This is a genomic window from Ciceribacter sp. L1K22, assembly GCF_017599385.1.
Taxonomy (GTDB): Bacteria; Pseudomonadota; Alphaproteobacteria; order Rhizobiales; family Rhizobiaceae; genus Allorhizobium.
In genome coordinates this window covers 20,788-37,049 of the sequence record NZ_JAGFPK010000002.1, presented here as the reverse complement: position 1 = coordinate 37,049, position 16,262 = coordinate 20,788, and the positions used below count along the sequence as shown (strand labels likewise).

The window sequence follows — 16,262 nt, the reverse complement described above, 5'->3', positions numbered from 1 at the left end:
CTCAACTCCCCCCTGGCATGGTCTCGCCATCAAGCGTGACCCGCTTCGTCGAATAAAGCTCAGCGATCGCCCTCTCCTGATCCGTTCCGATGGTAGAACCGGATGCGCCGAAGAAAAGCGTTCCTTCCGTCTTCGCCGCATGAAGCTTCGTATTGGCAAAGCTTGCACTCGACAGATTGGCGCCGCGCAGGTCGCTGTGTGACAATTCCGACTGCGTCAGGTCGCAGCGTTCGAACTGAGCATTGCTACATTTGGCCTCGCTGAGGACTGCCGAGGAAAGTACGCAGTCGTTCAAAACTGCGCCGGACAGATTGGCGCGGTGGAAATTCGCCAGCGCCAAATGGCTGCTGGTCAGGTCCACCCTCTCCATCCGGCTGACCGTGAAGCACGTCATGGGCGCGTGGACGGCCTTGAGCGAGGCTTCCGAAAAATCGCATTCGTTGAAAACACTGCCGCCGAGGCGGGCGTTGTCCATGCGTGTGCCGTGAAACTTCCCCTGATGGAAAGTGCAATGCTGCCAAGACTGTCCGGAGAGGTCCATACCCGACATGTCTGCTTCGGCAAACAACCCGACATCGATGTGGGCGCCACTCAGATCCGCCTTGCGCAATTCCGATTTCGTCATGAAAATTGTGTTGAGCACACTTCCTGCGAAGGAAACGCCAGCGATCGGGCACTCGAGAAAAGAGCAGCGCTCCAGCGTCGCCTCGCTGATGTCCGCCGACGACAGATCCGTTGCGACAAAGGACGTGCGATCAAGAGAGGCACCCCGCAGCGTTGCCATGCTCGTCTTACCGGCGACGAAGCGGGTTTCAGTCAGACTGCAGTCTCCGAAATCCGCTCTGTCGAGCTCGCAATCGATGAAGGAGGTGCCGCCAAGGGCAGCGCCCTGGAAGATGCATCCAATCATTCGACACTTGACGAAACTGGCCTCCGACAGATCGGCGCCGCGAAAATCGGCGCTCGAAAAATCGCACTGGACGAAATGTGCCTTGGCGAGTGGCGCGGAGGCCAGATCGATGCCGCGCGCCTCCTTCAGCATCACCGGCTGCTCATGGGTGTGGTATTCGAGGATTTCCGTCCGGTCGGCGGGCTTGGTCTCGATGTCAGGCATTGGCCACCCGCCCCATCCTTGTCCCGCCAACATTGGCGCCCGTAAGATCGCAACTCGCCAATTCGGCGCGGTCTAGCGCGGCATAGTAAAGATTGGCACCTCTGAGCGAGGCGCGTGTCATGTCGCAATAGCTAAGTGAAGCACCATAGAGGTTGGCCGCGAACAGATCGGCCCCAATAAGCACGGATTTGTCGAGCCGGGAGTTCTTCAGTGTAACGAGACGCATGTCGGCGGATGACAGGTCACATGCATTGAAGAGACAACTGTCCATGTCGGCGCGCAACAGACAGGCGCGCGCAAGGTCGGCGGTGTTCCAGGAGGTGTCACGGGCGGTTATTGCCTCGAAGTTGCTGTCGGAAAGCGATGTCGCGCCGAAAAAGCCCGTGCTCTTGAAACGCGCGCCTCTGAAAACCGCCTTGGACGCTTCGATCTCCGTCAGCCCGACGCGATCGAAACTGGCATTGGCGAAACTCGCTCCCACGAGCGGAATCTGCACCAGGGTGACGCGGTCGAGAATGCCGTCATCGACGGTCAGACGCGCCGCCGTCCCCTTTAGCAATTGCACCTCGGAGAGCGTCGAACCGGAGAAATCCGCTCCATCGAGGCTGCATTCGATGAAGACGACCCGCGCCATCCGCCCCTGGCGCCACGACATGCCATCGAACTTGACCCGGATGAACTTTCCGTCTTCGAATACGCAGCGGTCGAAGCGGGCGCCGGCCAGAACGGCGCCGCCGAAGTTAGCCTTCCCAAGTCGCGCCGAGGTGAAATCGGCCCCCGTCAGATCGGCCTCTGCAAACACGGCTCCATCAAGGTCGCAGTCAGAGAAATTGGCGTTCCTCAAATCACAGCGCTCGAACAGTGTCCCGCTCAAGTCGCGTCCGCTGAGATCGATGCCGTTCAGGTCGGCGCCTGCAAGGTCGGCTCCGCGAAAATCGTGACCTTCCGCACCCCGCTGCCGCAAGGTCGCTCCGAAACGCTCTGCGACGCCGGGCAGAAAGATTTCCATCGGGAAGATCGCCACCGGGGATTCCTGCCGCGCATCGCGCATCGCGGCGTCGAGCGACGTCTCCGCTTCGTCCAGCCGGTTCTCGACTTGTTGTTTAGCCTCGCGGAGATGTTCGCCAATGGTCAGCGCGGGCTTATCTCCCTCGACCGGCATCGCGGCCGCCAACTCCGCCATAATGTCCCGCGAGGATCCGCCGGCCTTGATCGACTTCAGATTGGGAAGGATCCTTTCCAGAACCGGCACCATCGCGGTTTCGGCCGCGGTAATCGGTGCGGTGTCAACCGGGAAGTCATCGTCCACGGGCAATGAAAAGCCGGATGCGGGTGAACCTGGGACTGGCTTGTGCGGCATCTGTGCGATCGCTGCCATACGCTCGCCAATCTGACGAACCACCGGCTCGTCGTCATCGAACAGGTCGGCATCGGGCTCGAAATCGAAGGAAATGTTCGCTGCCGTCGCGCGAGCATCCGCGAACAGACTGCCCTCGGGTAGACCAAGCGCGCGCGCCAGGGCCTTTTCATACTGCGCGTCGGCCTCCGCCTCGTTGAACCCGGACGCCTCGTCGAGGGTAGCAAACATGTCATCGAGCGTGGCGTTAAGACTATCGATGGCGTCCTCGGGGAATTCCGACAGGTCCGCGTTCGCGAAAGCGGCCGCGTCTGGCCAGGAGATGTCGACATCGTATTGCTCGGCGAGCTCGTCGGCGAGTTCGGGGTAGTGTGAAAGCTCCTCGTCATTTACGACGGGCTTTTCGAGTGCTGACCTCGTTTTGCCCGCGGGCGCTTTCGCCGCCATGGTGCGGCGGACAAGTTCGGCCCGCGCCATTTCCTTGCGGCCCGTTTCCATCAAGGCGTCCGACAGCCTCTCGACGTCATCGAGCACTTCGGCAAGATCCAGATCGCCGTTCGCGATATCCTCGCTGGTCGGCATCGCGACCAGCGGCAGTTCGGTGAACATGGTCCTGTCCGATGGGGGAACGAGATCCGGCGACATGCCTTGTTCGGACATCAGCTTGCGGGCCATCCACTCCTGATTGTCCATGAACCTTTCCCGGTCGGCTTTCGCCTTCTCCAGCCGCTGGGCGCGGCGTAAGCCGACGACCGCCTCGTCGCGTTTCGGCATCAACTGAAAGTCCGAAAGCGCATGTTTGTGAGCCTGGGCCGGATCCGTGCGAAGCCCAAATATCTCTCCGAAATAGGCAGAAGGCCGGGCCTGGTCCTCGATATGCTCGACCGCCAGCATAATCGATCCGATATCCTCGGCGAACGCGTCTACGCACTTAACCACGCCGCGGAAGGCCAGCGCCATCTTGGTGATGTTCGGAAACAGGGTAACCGTATCGCACACCAGCCGGAACTCGGTCAGACTGCCGTCGACAGGACGGTGGGCGAAGCCCCGGACCGTTACTGCCGGCAGCTGACCGCCGGCGATGCCGCCGCGGGTCATTCCCGAGATGGAGAAGGTCTCGTTGCCGGAAAAATAGCCCGAAATGCGCTGCTCTTCCGGGGCGTCGCAGTGAAATAGCGGATTGAAGTCGGCTGGACGCAGCGGCGCAAGCGTTTTCAACCAAGCCTCGTCATAGGTGCCGACATAGCGCATGCGCGACGCGGCATCCGGAGCGAGCGGTCCTAGATGGGCGGGATTGGGCGCGTCGTCAGGCGAGCGCACGGGCCGTGCCGCGTCCTCGACATTGGGAAGCGGCGCGTCGAGCCCGGCATCGAGGAGCGCCCGCGCGCCGTGTCCCTTGCCGCGGGGATTGGCAGCGAACCGCGGCCCGCCAAAGGCGTTGCCCTCAACAATCGGCATTTTGTGAAACGGAACCGCTGGGATCAGCTCGATTCCCCGCTCGGTTTGCCGCCAGTAACGGTCGCCAAACACGGAGAGGCGCTTTTCCAGTCCACCCAGTCTTGCGATGACCGTGATACCGCGCACCGCTTCCTCGCCTGGCGCCATCGCCGCACCCGCCACGATCCACTCGCCGCGTGGCTTCAGATAGCCCTTGTCGAAGATGCCGCCATTCATCTGCTCGACCGTCATTGGCCAGAGCGCCTGCTCGCTAAGGAAATCACGCGGACGTTCGAAGTCGGACAGCAGAAAGGCCGAGACTGTGAGCAGGCCACCGTGTGGCGCCGGCTCGGCGCGCACTGCCGCCGCAAGGCGTGATGGCTTGATGATCGCAGGCATTCTTCAAACATCCTCCAGAGGCCCATGAACTTCTGGTTGCCAGAAGCGCCGTCAATGGCTTGAAAGAATTCCACCGGTTCGCGACGCGGTCAATTCGCAAAAATTCGCGCACCACGGCAGCAGCTTTTATCAGAAAACAGGAATTCTCCTTTATTTTCAATTGGCCTCCTTCTCCACTCCGGTCGCGTCTCCATCCTCTTCGATGGTTTTCAGCCCCAGGAAACGGTGAAAATCTGCGCGGTTGCCATCAGAACTGAGAAGAAAACTGCGCAGTCCCGATTGACACAGAAGCCTACCAAAAATCACTTAATATATTGATTTAGAAAGAAAAAATTTGTCACAACCAGAACTGGCACAGCCATTGCAAACTCATTGTTATCGGCTGCGGCTGATAGCAGTTTCACAGTCCCAAGCACCTGTTGGAGAGCACAATGGCAACCATCGCATACGTCAAGATCACCGGCAAAACCCAGGGTGAGATCACTAAGGAAGCATCGAGCGACAAGTCGATCGGCAACATGTGGCAGGAAGGCCATGCTGATCAGTCTATGGTCTTCTTCTTCGAAAGCAACGCCATCGTTCCGCGCGACCCGAATTCCGGCACCGCAATCGGCTCGCGCCGTCACGAGCCTTCGACCTTCATCAAGCCGCTCGACAAGGCCTCGCCGCTCCTGTGGCAGGCTCTGGCGACCGGCGAAAACCTGGAGATCGAAATGCAGTTCTTCCGCACGGCGATCGACGGCAAGCAGCAGCATTATTACACCATAAAGTGGACCGATGCCGTCCTCGTCGGTGGCAAGATCATCCTGCCCGACACCAATGACGACGCAAATGCCAATCGCGTTCACCAAGAACAGTGGTCCTTTGCCTATCGCCAATGCGATTGGACCCATGAGGTCGCCGGCACGTCAGCCACAGACGACTGGCGCAAGCCCGCCGTCTGACCGGCAGTCACATCCGAGGGTGGCGCTTCTGGCCACCCTCCCGTCCACAGGCTTTATCTGGGATTGAAAAATTCTTGTCACACGACCGCCTTACCGATAGCCTGAACCAAGGATGTCGGGACTGGGTGCCCGCCGATCAGGCGTGCCGCCATTGGCGGCTTCATGGGGGAATAACAGACGAAGTGACGGCTTCCTCGCCGCATGTCAAAAGCCCGCGCATCGCAGAAAAGCGTTGTGAGGCCTAAACCGCAGCACGGATTGGAAAATACTTTTTTGGCCGCCCGCGGCCCCGAAACCGGATTTAAGCAGTGATAGATATCGATCTCCGCCGTCTCATCAACCGCCTTAACACCTATTCGCGTCGCGCCCTTGAGTCGGCCGCCGGTCTTGCCGTGTCCCGTGGTCATTATGAAGTGTCGATCGAGCACGTGCTCCTGGTATTCCTGGAGGATAGCCAGCACGACGTCCAGGCGGCATGTCGTCATTTCGAGATCGATATTGCTGGCTTCAAGCGCCGTCTGCAAACAGTCATTGAGACTTTTCGCACCGGCAACCAGGGACGGCCGGTCTTTTCGCCCCTGCTGGTTGAATGGCTGACCGAGGCATGGCTGATTGGATCGATCGAGTTCTCGCTCGACCAATGCCGTTCCGGCGCCCTGTTCGCAGCCATTTTCGCGCGACCGAACCGCTTCGGCGACGACCGGTGGCTGACCGGTTTAGACTCAATCACATATGCGCGGCTCAAATCGGAATTCAACGCCGCCACCGCCGGCTCGCAGGAAACGACCGCGGGCGCAATGGCCGGCGGGGATCAATCGCAGACGGCGGCCGTCCCGGGCATCGGCGGAGACTCGGCGCTGGCACGGTTCTGCACCAATTTCACCGAGCAGGCGCGAAGCGGACGGATCGACGCCGTCTTCACGCGCGACCGCGAAATCCAGCAGATGATCGACATTCTCGGCCGGCGCCGCAAGAACAATCCAATCTGCGTCGGCGAGCCGGGTGTCGGGAAGACCGCCGTCGTCGAGGGCCTGGCACTGAAGATCGCCGAGGGTGACGTACCGGACTTTCTGAAGGACGTCGAGCTGATTGGCATGGACCTCGGCATGCTGCAGGCTGGTGCTGGCGTGAAGGGTGAGTTCGAGAACCGCCTGAAGGGGATTATCGACGAGGTAAAGGCCTCGCCGAAGCCGATTGTACTGTTCATCGACGAGGCACACATGCTGATCGGCGCCGGTGGCGCGGCGGGCGGCGCCGATGCCGCGAACCTGCTGAAGCCGGCGCTGGCGCGCGGCGAACTGCGCACCGTCGCCGCCACGACCTGGAGCGAGTACAAGAAATATTTCGAGAAAGATCCGGCCCTCGCCCGACGCTTCCAACTCGTCAAGCTCGACGAGCCCTCGCCGGACCAAGCCATCACCATCCTGCGCGGCCTGAGAAAATCCTACGAGAAGGCCCATGGCGTCTATATTCGTGATAGCGCCGTCGAGGCCGCAGCCAAGATGTCGGCGCGCTACATCTCCGGTCGTCAATTGCCGGACAAGGCTGTCGACGTGCTCGATACGGCCTGTGCCCGCGTCAAGCTGTCCCTGTCCTCCACGCCGCCGTCGATCGAACTCAAACAGAAACGGGTCGGCGAGCAAAGCCGGGCTTTCGAGGCGCTGAAGCGCGACCGTCATTCCAGCCAGGACGGAGACGAGGCGCGCATCGAGGCGATCGAGCGGGACATTGATCGGCTCAAGGCGGAAATCGCCACGCTGGTGGAGAAACGCGACAATGAGCTTGCCCTGGTCCACAAGATCCTGGAGATCCGTGGCAAGCTCGGACTGTCGCTCGAAGTTGACAGCGCCGAGACAGAGAGGGCGGACGAAGCCGCAGCCGACTCGATCGTCGACCTCGATCAGGAAAAGTTGCGCGTAGAATTCCGTGACGCTGTCGACGCGCTCAAGAAGATACAGAAAGGCAATCCTCTTGTCGCCTTCGAGGTGACCGAAGAGGTTGTCGGCCAGGTGATCGCAGAATGGACTGGTATCCCGCTCGGCAACATGGTGAAGGATGAGGCCCAGTCGATCCTGACCCTGTCGGAAAACCTGAAGGGTCGTGTCATCGGCCAGGACCAGGCGGTCGAGGCCATCGACCATGGCGTACGCGTTTCCAAGGCGGGTCTGCAAAACCCCGATGCGCCGATGGGCGTCTTCCTGTTCGTCGGCCCCTCCGGCGTCGGTAAGACCGAGCTTGCCACCGCCATTGCCGACCAGTTGTTCGGCGGCGAGCGTTTCCTGATATCGATCAACATGTCGGAATTTCAGGAAAAGCACACCGTCTCCAAGCTCGTCGGCTCCCCCCCAGGATATGTCGGCTATGGTGAGGGCGGCGTTCTGACCGAGGCGGTGCGCCAGCGACCGTACTCCGTCGTCTTGCTCGACGAGGTGGAGAAGGCCGATCTTGAAGTGATGAACGTCTTCTACCAGGTGTTCGACAAAGGTGTCCTGTCGGACGGCGAAGGTCGGCAGATCGACTTCAAGAACACGATCGTGGTGCTGACCTCCAATCTCGCGACCGACGTGCTGACCCAACTTGGGACACGCGAAGCGCGACCGACAGTCGAGGAACTTGTCGACGCGATACGTCCGACACTCAGCGCCCATTTCAAGCCGGCGCTCCTCGCTCGCATGCAGATCATCCCGTTCTATCCGCTGGTGGGCGCTCCGCTCGAAAAGATAGTCCGTCTGAAGCTCAACAAAGTGGGCAAGCGGCTACGTGAAAGCCAGAAGATGGAATTCTCGTATGACGATGCCGTGGTCAGCGCCATCGCGGCGCGGTGCACGGAGGTGGAAACCGGTGCGCGCAACATCGACCACATCGTGAACCGGACCATCCTTCCGGACATGGCGACGGAACTGCTCAGCAACATGGGTGACGACAGCAAATCCTTCAGCGGAGTATCCATCAATGTCGGGGAGCAGGGCCAGTTCGTCTATAGCCTGTCATGATGGTCAGGTCAGGCACGCCATCCGGGGGGCGCCGCTCAGGGCACCGGCCTGCTCGGCGGACCGGGACAACTCTGACCGGCAGGCAAAGCGGCGTGATCGTGAAAGCTGGGCGATGAGCAACGAGACGATCTACGAGGATCTGCTGGAACTGACGATAACGCTCGCCAAGGAGCGGCGGGTGGAGGCACTTCTCGTGCATGTTCTCGACGCCGCGCTCCGTCTATCTCGGGCCGAAGGCGCCGCGATCTTTACCCTGGACCGCCTCGCCCGTCACCTGCACCGCGTCTGCTTCAATTATCGCGGCATCACCACCGCCAATCAGTCCGAAGCCCGCATCTCGATTTACGACAAGTCATTGGCGCCGAACCTGCGCGATCCTGCCACTTTCGCCGTTTCGACTTCCACGCTGGTCGCCGTGGCCGACATAGACAATGCGCCGGGCTTCGAATTCGACGTCATTCGCGACTCCGACAAGGCGATAAACTTTCGCACGCGTTCGCTCACAATCCTCCCATTGACGGTGGGCGGTGAGGAAACGATTGGAATTCTGCAATTGGTTAACCTGCCGGACAGGGCTGGCGGTTCCTCCGGAACGCTACCGAAGCACGTGGTGCGACCGATGCAGGGACTGGCTTCCCATGCCGCAGCCGCCATCCGCAACGCCCGGCTGTTCGAGGAAAACCAGAGGCTCATCCGACAACTCGGCCGGATGAATGACGAATTGCAGCAGGAAAACACTCGTTTGATGAGCAAGGCCGCGGCCTTCAAGTCGAAGAAGCCAAAGGGCCTGATTGGCAACAGCGCGCCAATGGAGAAAGTGTTCGACCTGATCGAGCGTGCTGCCGGATCTTCGGTGCCAATCCTACTGCGGGGCGAGACGGGGACGGGCAAGGAGATGATGGCAAACTACATACATCTCTCCAGCGAGCGCAGCCGCAGCGCCTTCGTCGCGCAGAACTGCGCGGCATTGCCGGAGAGCCTGCTGGAAAGCGAGCTTTTCGGCCACGTGAAGGGTGCATTCACCGGCGCCCTCGCCAACAAGCCTGGCCTCGTCCACGAGGCGCATGGAGGCACCCTCTTCCTGGACGAGGTGGGCGACATGCCCCCCGGTCTCCAGGCCAAGGTGCTGCGCCTACTGCAGGAGGGCGAGATTCGCCGGGTCGGGTCGACGAAGACCGAAATCGTCGATGTCAGGATAGTGGCGGCCACGAACGTCAATCTTGAGGAAAAGATCGAACGCGGCGAGTTTCGCAAGGATCTCTACTATCGGCTTAACGTGTTTCCGATCGTCGTGCCCCCTTTGCGGGAGCGACCCTCCGACATTCCGCGTCTGATAGACCATTTTCTGACCGAGGCGGTCGGTGGAGACGGCGAGCGGCCGGAGCTCACAGCGGATGCGCTCGACACCCTGTTGCGCTGGGCTTATCCCGGTAATGTCCGCGAACTCAAGAACATCCTTGAACGCGCCGCCCTGCTTGCCAACCGGGGTCAGGCGATCGACCGTGAACACCTGCCAGCGGAAATCTCTGGATTCCGCGAGGAGACCCTACACGGCGCGCATCCAAACCACATTCCCCATGGCGATCTGAAGTCGATTGTGGGACAATACGAAGCAATGGTCATCGAGGCGAGACTGCGCGAGGCAAACTGGAATCAGAGCCACGCGGCACGGAACCTGAACGTCAGTCGGCGCACGATGGTCGAGAAGCTCAACCGGTATTCCATCCGCCGTCCCGGCGCGACGGACACTGCAACGTCGAAAGACTAGACCACTGAGACTGTTCGGAAGCAAGGCGAGCGGACGTCAGGACAATCTTGGGACCGATCGGCCCGAGGAGGCTCTTAATGCATTTCTTGGCGGGCGGATGAGCTATGAGATCCTGGTCTCAAGATTGAAGGCTGCGGCCGCCGACAACGCACCAGCCGTCGTGCGAGCCGTGTCCGACGTCGCCGAAACGGGCCGTCTGCCGGCTGATATTGCCGCTATCTTGCTCGGCCAGTTGCCTCTGCTGGCAGACGACAAGATGGCGCCGCCGCCAGGCGACAACCAAGGTCAATCGAGGGAAATGCAGCTGTTCGAGGAAGCGACCATTCCGCACGCGTTCGTGCCGGCATGGCCCGCGGCAGACGGACGGATTACGGCAACCGCTGTGAACCAGACATTCGCCACCGAGGTTCCATCCCGCGCGCCCACGCCTGCCGTCGGCGTCCTGCCTCCCGTCCAGCCGATGCATGCGGCCGAAGCTCTGCCGGGATTTGACGAATTGCGCACCCGCGTCGATGATGTCGTACTCTCAGGGCTAATAGGCGACTACAAGGCGTTGCGCGGATCGTCGAATCCACCCGCTGACGACGCCAACGGCCGCCGCCCAGACCAGCTCAACAATCTGCTCGGAACGTATCGCAGTGCCCGCTTCCGTTCCACGGCACGCCGAGTGGTACGCGAGGGCGCCGGCGATGGTACACCTCTCAACAAGCTGGCGGACTATTCGAGCCAGCGCGCCGGAGTGGGTTCTATCCTGCGCGACCGTTTCATCCTGGACACGGAAATCGGCCGAGGCGGGATGGGCGTCGTCTACTCCGCCGTCGACCGCCGCAGGCTGGAGGCAGGGAGCCAGCAACCCTATGTCGCGCTTAAGCTTCTGAACGATGCCTTCCGCGCAAACTCCAACGCCTTACGCACGCTGGAGGCTGAGGCGCGCAAGGCGCAGAGTCTTGCCCATCCGAACATTGCAACGGTCTTCGATTTCGATCGGGACAAGACCGAGGTCTTTATCGTTATGGAACTCCTGACCGGCCAACCGCTGAACCGGCTGCTATCGGAGAGGACAGGCCAGGCGATGGAAGCATCTCTTGCCGCCGCCGTCCTGAGGGGCATCTGCGGCGGACTTGCCCATGCCCATGCCAACGGCGTTGTGCATTCCGACCTGAAACCGGGCAACATCTTCGTAGGCGATGACAGGCTGGTTAAGCTCCTCGATTTCGGTCTCGCCACGGCTGGGAACGGAGCGGGATTTGATGCTGTGCAGCTCGGCGCGCTGACGGCCGCGTATGCAAGCCCCGAAATGTTCGAGGGCGCCGAGCGCGACCCGCGCGACGACATTTTCGCCCTCGGTTGCATCGCCTATCAGATGCTCGTCGGTTTCCATCCCTTTTCGATGCAAGCCTCGAACGAGGCGCGCGACCGGGGACTTGCGCCGGAGCAAATTCCCGACCTCGACCCGATGGCATGGGATGCGCTCAGGAAGGCACTGAGTTTTGACCGCAGCGAGCGTCCGGAGTCTGTCGATGCGTTTGCCGCTGCGCTGTTCGAAACCTAGTCCTCGATCGCGTCGATCAGGGTCTCTATGCCGCTCGAAAAAGGATGATCCGGATACATGGCCCGCACCAGCCCTGTGCTGCCGACGCGGATCAGGTCGGTCGACAGCGGTAGAACCGCCGCAACCGGCGTGCGATAACTAGCGAATACCCGCTGCGCCAACTCCCGGAAATCGAAACTGTCCAACGCCTTGTTGACGACCAGAAGCAATTGGGGAACCTCGAGTTTGCGCGCCAGTTCCAACGTCACGGCAGTCCCCTGATAGTCTTGGATGTCAGGTCTCAGAAGCAACATCAGCGTGTCCGATATCGCAATTGATAGAAGGGTCTCCTCGTTTACACCCGGATGGGTGTCAATCAGTAGATAGTCGAGGTTCAACTCCTGGCAGAGATCGTGGAAACCGTTGTTGAGATCCTCGACATCATACTTCTCCTTCAGGATGCGGGCTATCTCGCCCGTCTTAATGCTCGACGGCACGAGGAAGACCTTGCCCTCATCGGGCACCAACGGTTTGCCCGACTCATCGACGACGCCCGAGGTCACATCGAGCGCGGCCTCGCGAACGCCGCACTTTCCCCAGAGATAATCGTTCAGGGTAAAATGGACAGCGTGGGGATCGACCCGAAACAGGGTATGGATGCCAGGTGACTGGATGTCGGTGTCCACGACCCCGACCCTGTGACCACGCAGCGCAAGTCCTGCCGCCAGATTGGCCGTGAGGTTCGATTTTCCGGTACCGCCGCGGTAGGAATGTGTGGAAATGATTTTGGTCATTCAAGCCTTGCCGTGATTGGAACGTGAACAGAGAACGCGGCGACCGCGTTGGAAAATCAGTCCTTGAGCTTGAAGCGCTGCCGGAGCGACTTGGCGCGCTGCTGCAGGTCGACGAAATACTCGCTCTCGGCGATTTCCCGGATTTCCTGTGCGGCCTGCTCCTGATCGAACTGCACCTCAAGCTTTTTCAGGCGCTGTTTCAAGTCTTTGTTTTCCTTACGCAGCGCCTGTTCAGCTGCCTCGAGCTGTCGCTGCGTCTCGCGCAATTGCTCGATCAGCTGGTTTGCGTGAAATTCGCGTGCCTCGATCTGAACCACCATGCTTGCAAAGGTTTCAGCCAGTTCACGAATGTCTCCCGGCAACATCTCGTCGGCGAGGATGGCAAACAGTTGCTCCATGTCGTCGAACTGTCCTCCGGCGATCGCCTCGCATGTCAACACCAGGCTGCCCATCGCCCGCCGCCGGTCCGCCTCACCATCTTCTCTTTCACGCTTTTCCATCTTGGCTCCCCCAAGTTCCAGACCCTGCCCGAAGCGCACAGGCTGCAGCGTCCCCTCTCATGCCACCGTCCCGACGCCGGGCAGGATTACTTCGGTAATGTTCGAGTTTCCCTGCCGCCGGTGCAGAATCTGGCGCGCCAATTCATGGACCAGAAAAAGCCCGAGGCCACCGATCTGGATATCTTCAAGGCTTTCCTCGCCGCTCGGAACGCGCGGCGGCTGCGACGCATCGAAAGGCCGTGCCTGGTCGCAGATGGTCAGGTGAACGTCGCCATTCTGGCGCAGACCGACCGAAATCGCGATCGTGTCCGGTTCCGCCTCCTCATAGCCGTAATGCACCGTGTTGACAAAGAGTTCTTCGACCACGAGCAACAGGGTATGCCGGACGTCGTCGTCAAGACCGCTGTTCTGCACGAAATCTTCCAGTGCATCCTGGACCGTCGTGAGCTGGTCCAGGCCGTTGGTCACCTCGATCGTGCAAGAGGGGCCCGCCATGGAATTGTCCTAGCTAGAGCCGCCCGGAGGGCTTGCCAGTGCGAGAGCCTCCGCCTCGGCGGCAACGACCGGAATGATGCGGAGAAAACCAGACACGCGCAGGACCTCGTGCACCTGCGGATTGAGGCCGAAAAGCACGTATTTGCGGCCCGTCGGCGCCAGAAGTTTTGCTGCAACCAACATCGAACGCAAACCGAAACTGCTGACATAGTCGACGTGAGCCATATCGACCAACAACGCGCCGTCACCGGTATCGATGTGATTCTTCAGATGGGCTTCGAACGTTTTTGCGGTCAACGTGTCGATCTTTCCTCTGGGACGGACGACGACCACACCATCGTCGACACTGTCAGAAATCTCGATCATCTTTGGAAATAGCCTTTCGTCATCTCGAACGGAACACACCCACGCGTTGTAGCACGGAGCGCCCTCCTACACTGTTCATAGAAGTTACAATTTACATGACTATGACCATAAATTGATTTTTAGATACACGTATCAGTGGTCGCAGCAACCGCATGTGTATCTCGCTTTGCGCGTCGTGACCATTGCCCGCAACAAGGATTCAAGCCTCGCAATGCTAGACCTCGACCTCGACGCACTTCTTGCCGATCCCCGTTCTACCATTGGCTTAGCGGCCATCTCGGACGATCTGCCCAGCGGTATCGATCTACGGGACGACCCGGAATTTGACCAGTTGGAGACCGAATTCCGGAAAATGGAAACGGATGGCCCGAAGGCGGTCGACTGGCGGCAGCTGAACCGTCGCACCCTGGATATCCTCGCTGGCCGTTCCAAGGACATCGTACTCGCATGTCGGCTCGTCTACGGGCTTCACCACGAGGAAGGCTATAAGGGCCTTGCGGTCGGCAGCTCGATCGTTCGCGGCATGGTGGCAGGGCACTGGGACACTCTGTTTCCCGGCGTGAAGCGGGAGCGCGCTCGAGCCGGTACGGTCGACTGGATGGCCGAGCGGCTAGGGCAGCTCGTAGAGGCGCAGCCCCCGGTAGGGGCCGAGGCAAGGCTTGCCGCGCTTGTCGCCTATGAGCGACTGGTCGAACTGGACGGTTTGCTGGCTGAGAAGATGCAGAAGTTTCCGGTCGCGCTCGGCCCCCTGGTCCGGGCACTAAGATCGGTTGCCCAGGAAGTCCGCGGCGAACTGGAGGCGAAGGCAAGGGCCGAGGCCGCCGCACACGAGATCGCGGAGGCGCCTCTACAGCAAGCCCCAGCGCCCGAGCCTCCGGCCAAAGCCGAAGCGCCGCCGCCGGACGCGCCAGTTCCGGTCGCAACGGCCGCCCCGGTCGTGGCGCCGGTTCTCGCCGACATGCCGGTCGCCGCCGGAATTGACCCCGCGTTCGAGGCGCTGTTCTCCGCCGCCACCAAGGTGTCCGGCGCATTGCGCGATGCGGCACCCGCCGATCCGCGTATCTACCTCGCGTCCCGCTTCGGCGCCTGGAGCGGCATCATGATCGCCCCGCCGGACAAGGCCGGCAAAACGACCCTTCCGCCGCCGCAGCGAAACAAACTCCAGGAACTCGCCGCGCTGACCGCAGCCAATAACCACCAGGGTTTGCTTCTCGCAGCCGAAAGCGCCTTCGTGACCTCCCCATACTGGCTGACGATGCAGCACACCACTACAGCGATGATGCGCGCTCTCGGCAGCGATTATGACGCGGCTCGGGAGGCAATCGCAGGCACGCTCGCCGTGCTTTTGAGACGCGTGCCGGCTTTGGTTGATCTGAGCTTCGCCGACGGCACGCCGTTCGCCGACGCCGAGACCCGGGCCTGGATCGACGAGGAAGTATTGGTCGGCGGCGGGAGTGTCTCGGCCGCAGGCGCGATCGACAAGCTGTCTGGCGACGCCGCGCGTCTCGCGCAGCAAGGCAAGGTTCTCGAAGGGCTGAAACTTCTATCTGATTTTGCCGACGCGGCTCCCAGCGGCCGGGAACACTTTCTCGCGAAACTCGAGATTGGCGAGTTCTGCCTTCGTCACGATCTGATCCAACCGGTCTTGGCCCTCGTGCAGTCGCTAGAAAAGCTTGCCGAAAACCAGGGACTGGCGCGTTGGGAGCCTGCGCTGTCCGTCAAGCTCCTGGTGCTCGCCTGGCAATGCCACGCCCACAAGAACGCAGTGCGTGTGATCGGTGAACAGGCCGCGCAGCAGGGCAAGAACAGACTTGCCGAACAGTTGAGCAGCCTTGACATCGTACAAGCGGTGCGGCTAACTGCCGGATAACACAACCACAAGAATTTTTCGAGGCGTTATAAAAGTTAAACAAACTGCCACCAAGATGCATCGAGGCGGGGTTACGGGGTTAAAGGGACGATCAGCTTCACTGATCAATATTTAATACCCTGAATTTGCTAGTTATTTGACTATCGTGGCGATTTTACCGGGGGACTTGAACATGTCGAAAGACTCGACCGTTGCACCGAAGGAGCGTGTGAATATTCGTTACAAGCCGGCCACCGGCGACGCGAAGGAAGAAGTCGAACTCCCCCTGAAGATGGTGTTTCTCGGCGATTATACACTTCGCGCTGACGACACGCCCGTCGAAGACCGCGCTCTGGTGAACGTCAACAAGGACAATTTCAACGAAGTGATGAAGGGTCATGACCTGGCGCTGGACATCTCAGTGCCGAACAAGCTGTCTGACGATCCAGATGCCGGAGATATGACACTTTCGCTGAAGTTTGATAGCATTAACGACTTTAATCCGGAAGCGATCGTCCGCCAGAGCCCGGAACTCAGCAAGCTGCTCGAACTGCGCGAGGCTCTGGTCGCCCTCAAGGGGCCGCTCGGCAACATGCCGGCCTTCCGCAAGGCAATTCAAGGCGTGCTCGGTGATGACGAGGCGCGCGAACGCCTTATGGCGGAACTCACCGCTATGGCCGCCAGCAAGACCGAAAAATAAATCTTGCCACTGGCG

General features: G+C 60.5%; 12 protein-coding genes. 6 read left to right on the top strand and 6 right to left on the bottom strand.

The annotated features are described in order from the left end of the window. Position 1: 1 nt before the first annotated feature. A complete protein-coding gene (locus J5J09_RS18220; protein WP_208553660.1) occupies positions 2-1,114 on the bottom strand; it encodes a pentapeptide repeat-containing protein in 1,113 nt (370 codons plus the stop codon). After that, positions 1,107-4,307 (bottom strand): DUF2169 domain-containing protein, encoded by a 3,201-nt coding sequence (locus tag J5J09_RS18215; protein WP_208553659.1) that lies wholly within the window; start codon positions 4,305-4,307, stop codon positions 1,107-1,109. The genes J5J09_RS18220 and J5J09_RS18215 overlap by 8 nt, the downstream gene beginning before the upstream one ends. Before the next feature lie 431 nt (positions 4,308-4,738). Between J5J09_RS18215 and J5J09_RS18210 the strand changes: the two genes are divergently transcribed. The 4 genes from J5J09_RS18210 to J5J09_RS18195 all read left to right on the top strand — a co-directional run bounded on the left by J5J09_RS18210 (position 4,739) and on the right by J5J09_RS18195 (position 11,564). Continuing rightward, positions 4,739-5,251, top strand: coding sequence for an Hcp family type VI secretion system effector (locus tag J5J09_RS18210; RefSeq protein WP_208553658.1), 513 nt, complete (start codon positions 4,739-4,741; stop codon positions 5,249-5,251). 308 nt (positions 5,252-5,559) lie between these two features. Then, positions 5,560-8,244: a type VI secretion system ATPase TssH gene (gene tssH, locus J5J09_RS18205; protein ID WP_348646489.1), complete on the top strand. Its 2,685-nt coding sequence runs from the start codon at positions 5,560-5,562 to the stop codon at positions 8,242-8,244. Between the two features lie 112 nt (positions 8,245-8,356). Continuing rightward, positions 8,357-10,012, top strand: a complete 1,656-nt coding sequence (locus tag J5J09_RS18200; RefSeq protein WP_208553657.1) for a sigma 54-interacting transcriptional regulator — start codon at positions 8,357-8,359, stop codon at positions 10,010-10,012. 97 nt (positions 10,013-10,109) lie between these two features. Further along, positions 10,110-11,564, top strand: coding sequence for a serine/threonine-protein kinase (locus J5J09_RS18195; protein ID WP_208553656.1), 1,455 nt, complete (start codon positions 10,110-10,112; stop codon positions 11,562-11,564). Here J5J09_RS18195 and J5J09_RS18190 read toward each other — a convergent pair. From J5J09_RS18190 to J5J09_RS18175, 4 genes are read right to left on the bottom strand one after another with little or no spacing between them, the layout of a single operon-like run. Continuing rightward, positions 11,561-12,337, bottom strand: a complete 777-nt coding sequence (locus J5J09_RS18190) for a MinD/ParA family protein (RefSeq protein ID WP_208553655.1) — start codon at positions 12,335-12,337, stop codon at positions 11,561-11,563. The two genes, J5J09_RS18195 and J5J09_RS18190, sit on opposite strands and share 4 nt — an antisense overlap. Before the next feature lie 56 nt (positions 12,338-12,393). Continuing rightward, complete coding sequence (locus J5J09_RS18185) at positions 12,394-12,837, bottom strand: hypothetical protein (protein ID WP_208553654.1); 444 nt, start codon at positions 12,835-12,837, stop codon at positions 12,394-12,396. 57 nt (positions 12,838-12,894) lie between these two features. Next, entirely contained in the window at positions 12,895-13,332 is a 438-nt protein-coding gene (locus J5J09_RS18180) for an ATP-binding protein (RefSeq protein WP_208553653.1), read from the bottom strand. 9 nt (positions 13,333-13,341) lie between these two features. Continuing rightward, positions 13,342-13,698 carry an STAS domain-containing protein gene (locus tag J5J09_RS18175; protein ID WP_208553652.1) on the bottom strand — a complete coding sequence of 119 codons (357 nt, stop codon included), beginning with the start codon at positions 13,696-13,698 and terminating at the stop codon, positions 13,342-13,344. A gap of 154 nt (positions 13,699-13,852) precedes the next feature. Here J5J09_RS18175 and tssA point away from each other — a divergent pair, with 154 nt between their 5' ends. Both tssA and tssB read left to right on the top strand, forming a co-directional pair. Then, positions 13,853-15,568 carry a type VI secretion system protein TssA gene (gene tssA, locus J5J09_RS18170; protein ID WP_208553651.1) on the top strand — a complete coding sequence of 572 codons (1,716 nt, stop codon included), beginning with the start codon at positions 13,853-13,855 and terminating at the stop codon, positions 15,566-15,568. 172 nt (positions 15,569-15,740) lie between these two features. Beyond that, positions 15,741-16,247, top strand: coding sequence for a type VI secretion system contractile sheath small subunit (gene tssB / locus J5J09_RS18165; protein ID WP_208553650.1), 507 nt, complete (start codon positions 15,741-15,743; stop codon positions 16,245-16,247). Positions 16,248-16,262: the final 15 nt, after the last annotated feature.

Coding starts and splice junctions, on each gene's coding strand:
- J5J09_RS18220 (WP_208553660.1), bottom strand. CDS start 1,114: ATGCCTGACATCGAGACCAAGCCCGCCGACCGGACGGAAATCCTCGAA.
- J5J09_RS18215 (WP_208553659.1), bottom strand. CDS start 4,307: ATGCCTGCGATCATCAAGCCATCACGCCTTGCGGCGGCAGTGCGCGCC.
- J5J09_RS18210 (WP_208553658.1), top strand. CDS start 4,739: ATGGCAACCATCGCATACGTCAAGATCACCGGCAAAACCCAGGGTGAG.
- J5J09_RS18200 (WP_208553657.1), top strand. CDS start 8,357: ATGAGCAACGAGACGATCTACGAGGATCTGCTGGAACTGACGATAACG.
- J5J09_RS18195 (WP_208553656.1), top strand. CDS start 10,110: ATGAGCTATGAGATCCTGGTCTCAAGATTGAAGGCTGCGGCCGCCGAC.
- J5J09_RS18190 (WP_208553655.1), bottom strand. CDS start 12,337: ATGACCAAAATCATTTCCACACATTCCTACCGCGGCGGTACCGGAAAA.
- J5J09_RS18185 (WP_208553654.1), bottom strand. CDS start 12,837: ATGGAAAAGCGTGAAAGAGAAGATGGTGAGGCGGACCGGCGGCGGGCG.
- J5J09_RS18180 (WP_208553653.1), bottom strand. CDS start 13,332: ATGGCGGGCCCCTCTTGCACGATCGAGGTGACCAACGGCCTGGACCAG.
- J5J09_RS18175 (WP_208553652.1), bottom strand. CDS start 13,698: ATGATCGAGATTTCTGACAGTGTCGACGATGGTGTGGTCGTCGTCCGT.
- tssB (WP_208553650.1), top strand. CDS start 15,741: ATGTCGAAAGACTCGACCGTTGCACCGAAGGAGCGTGTGAATATTCGT.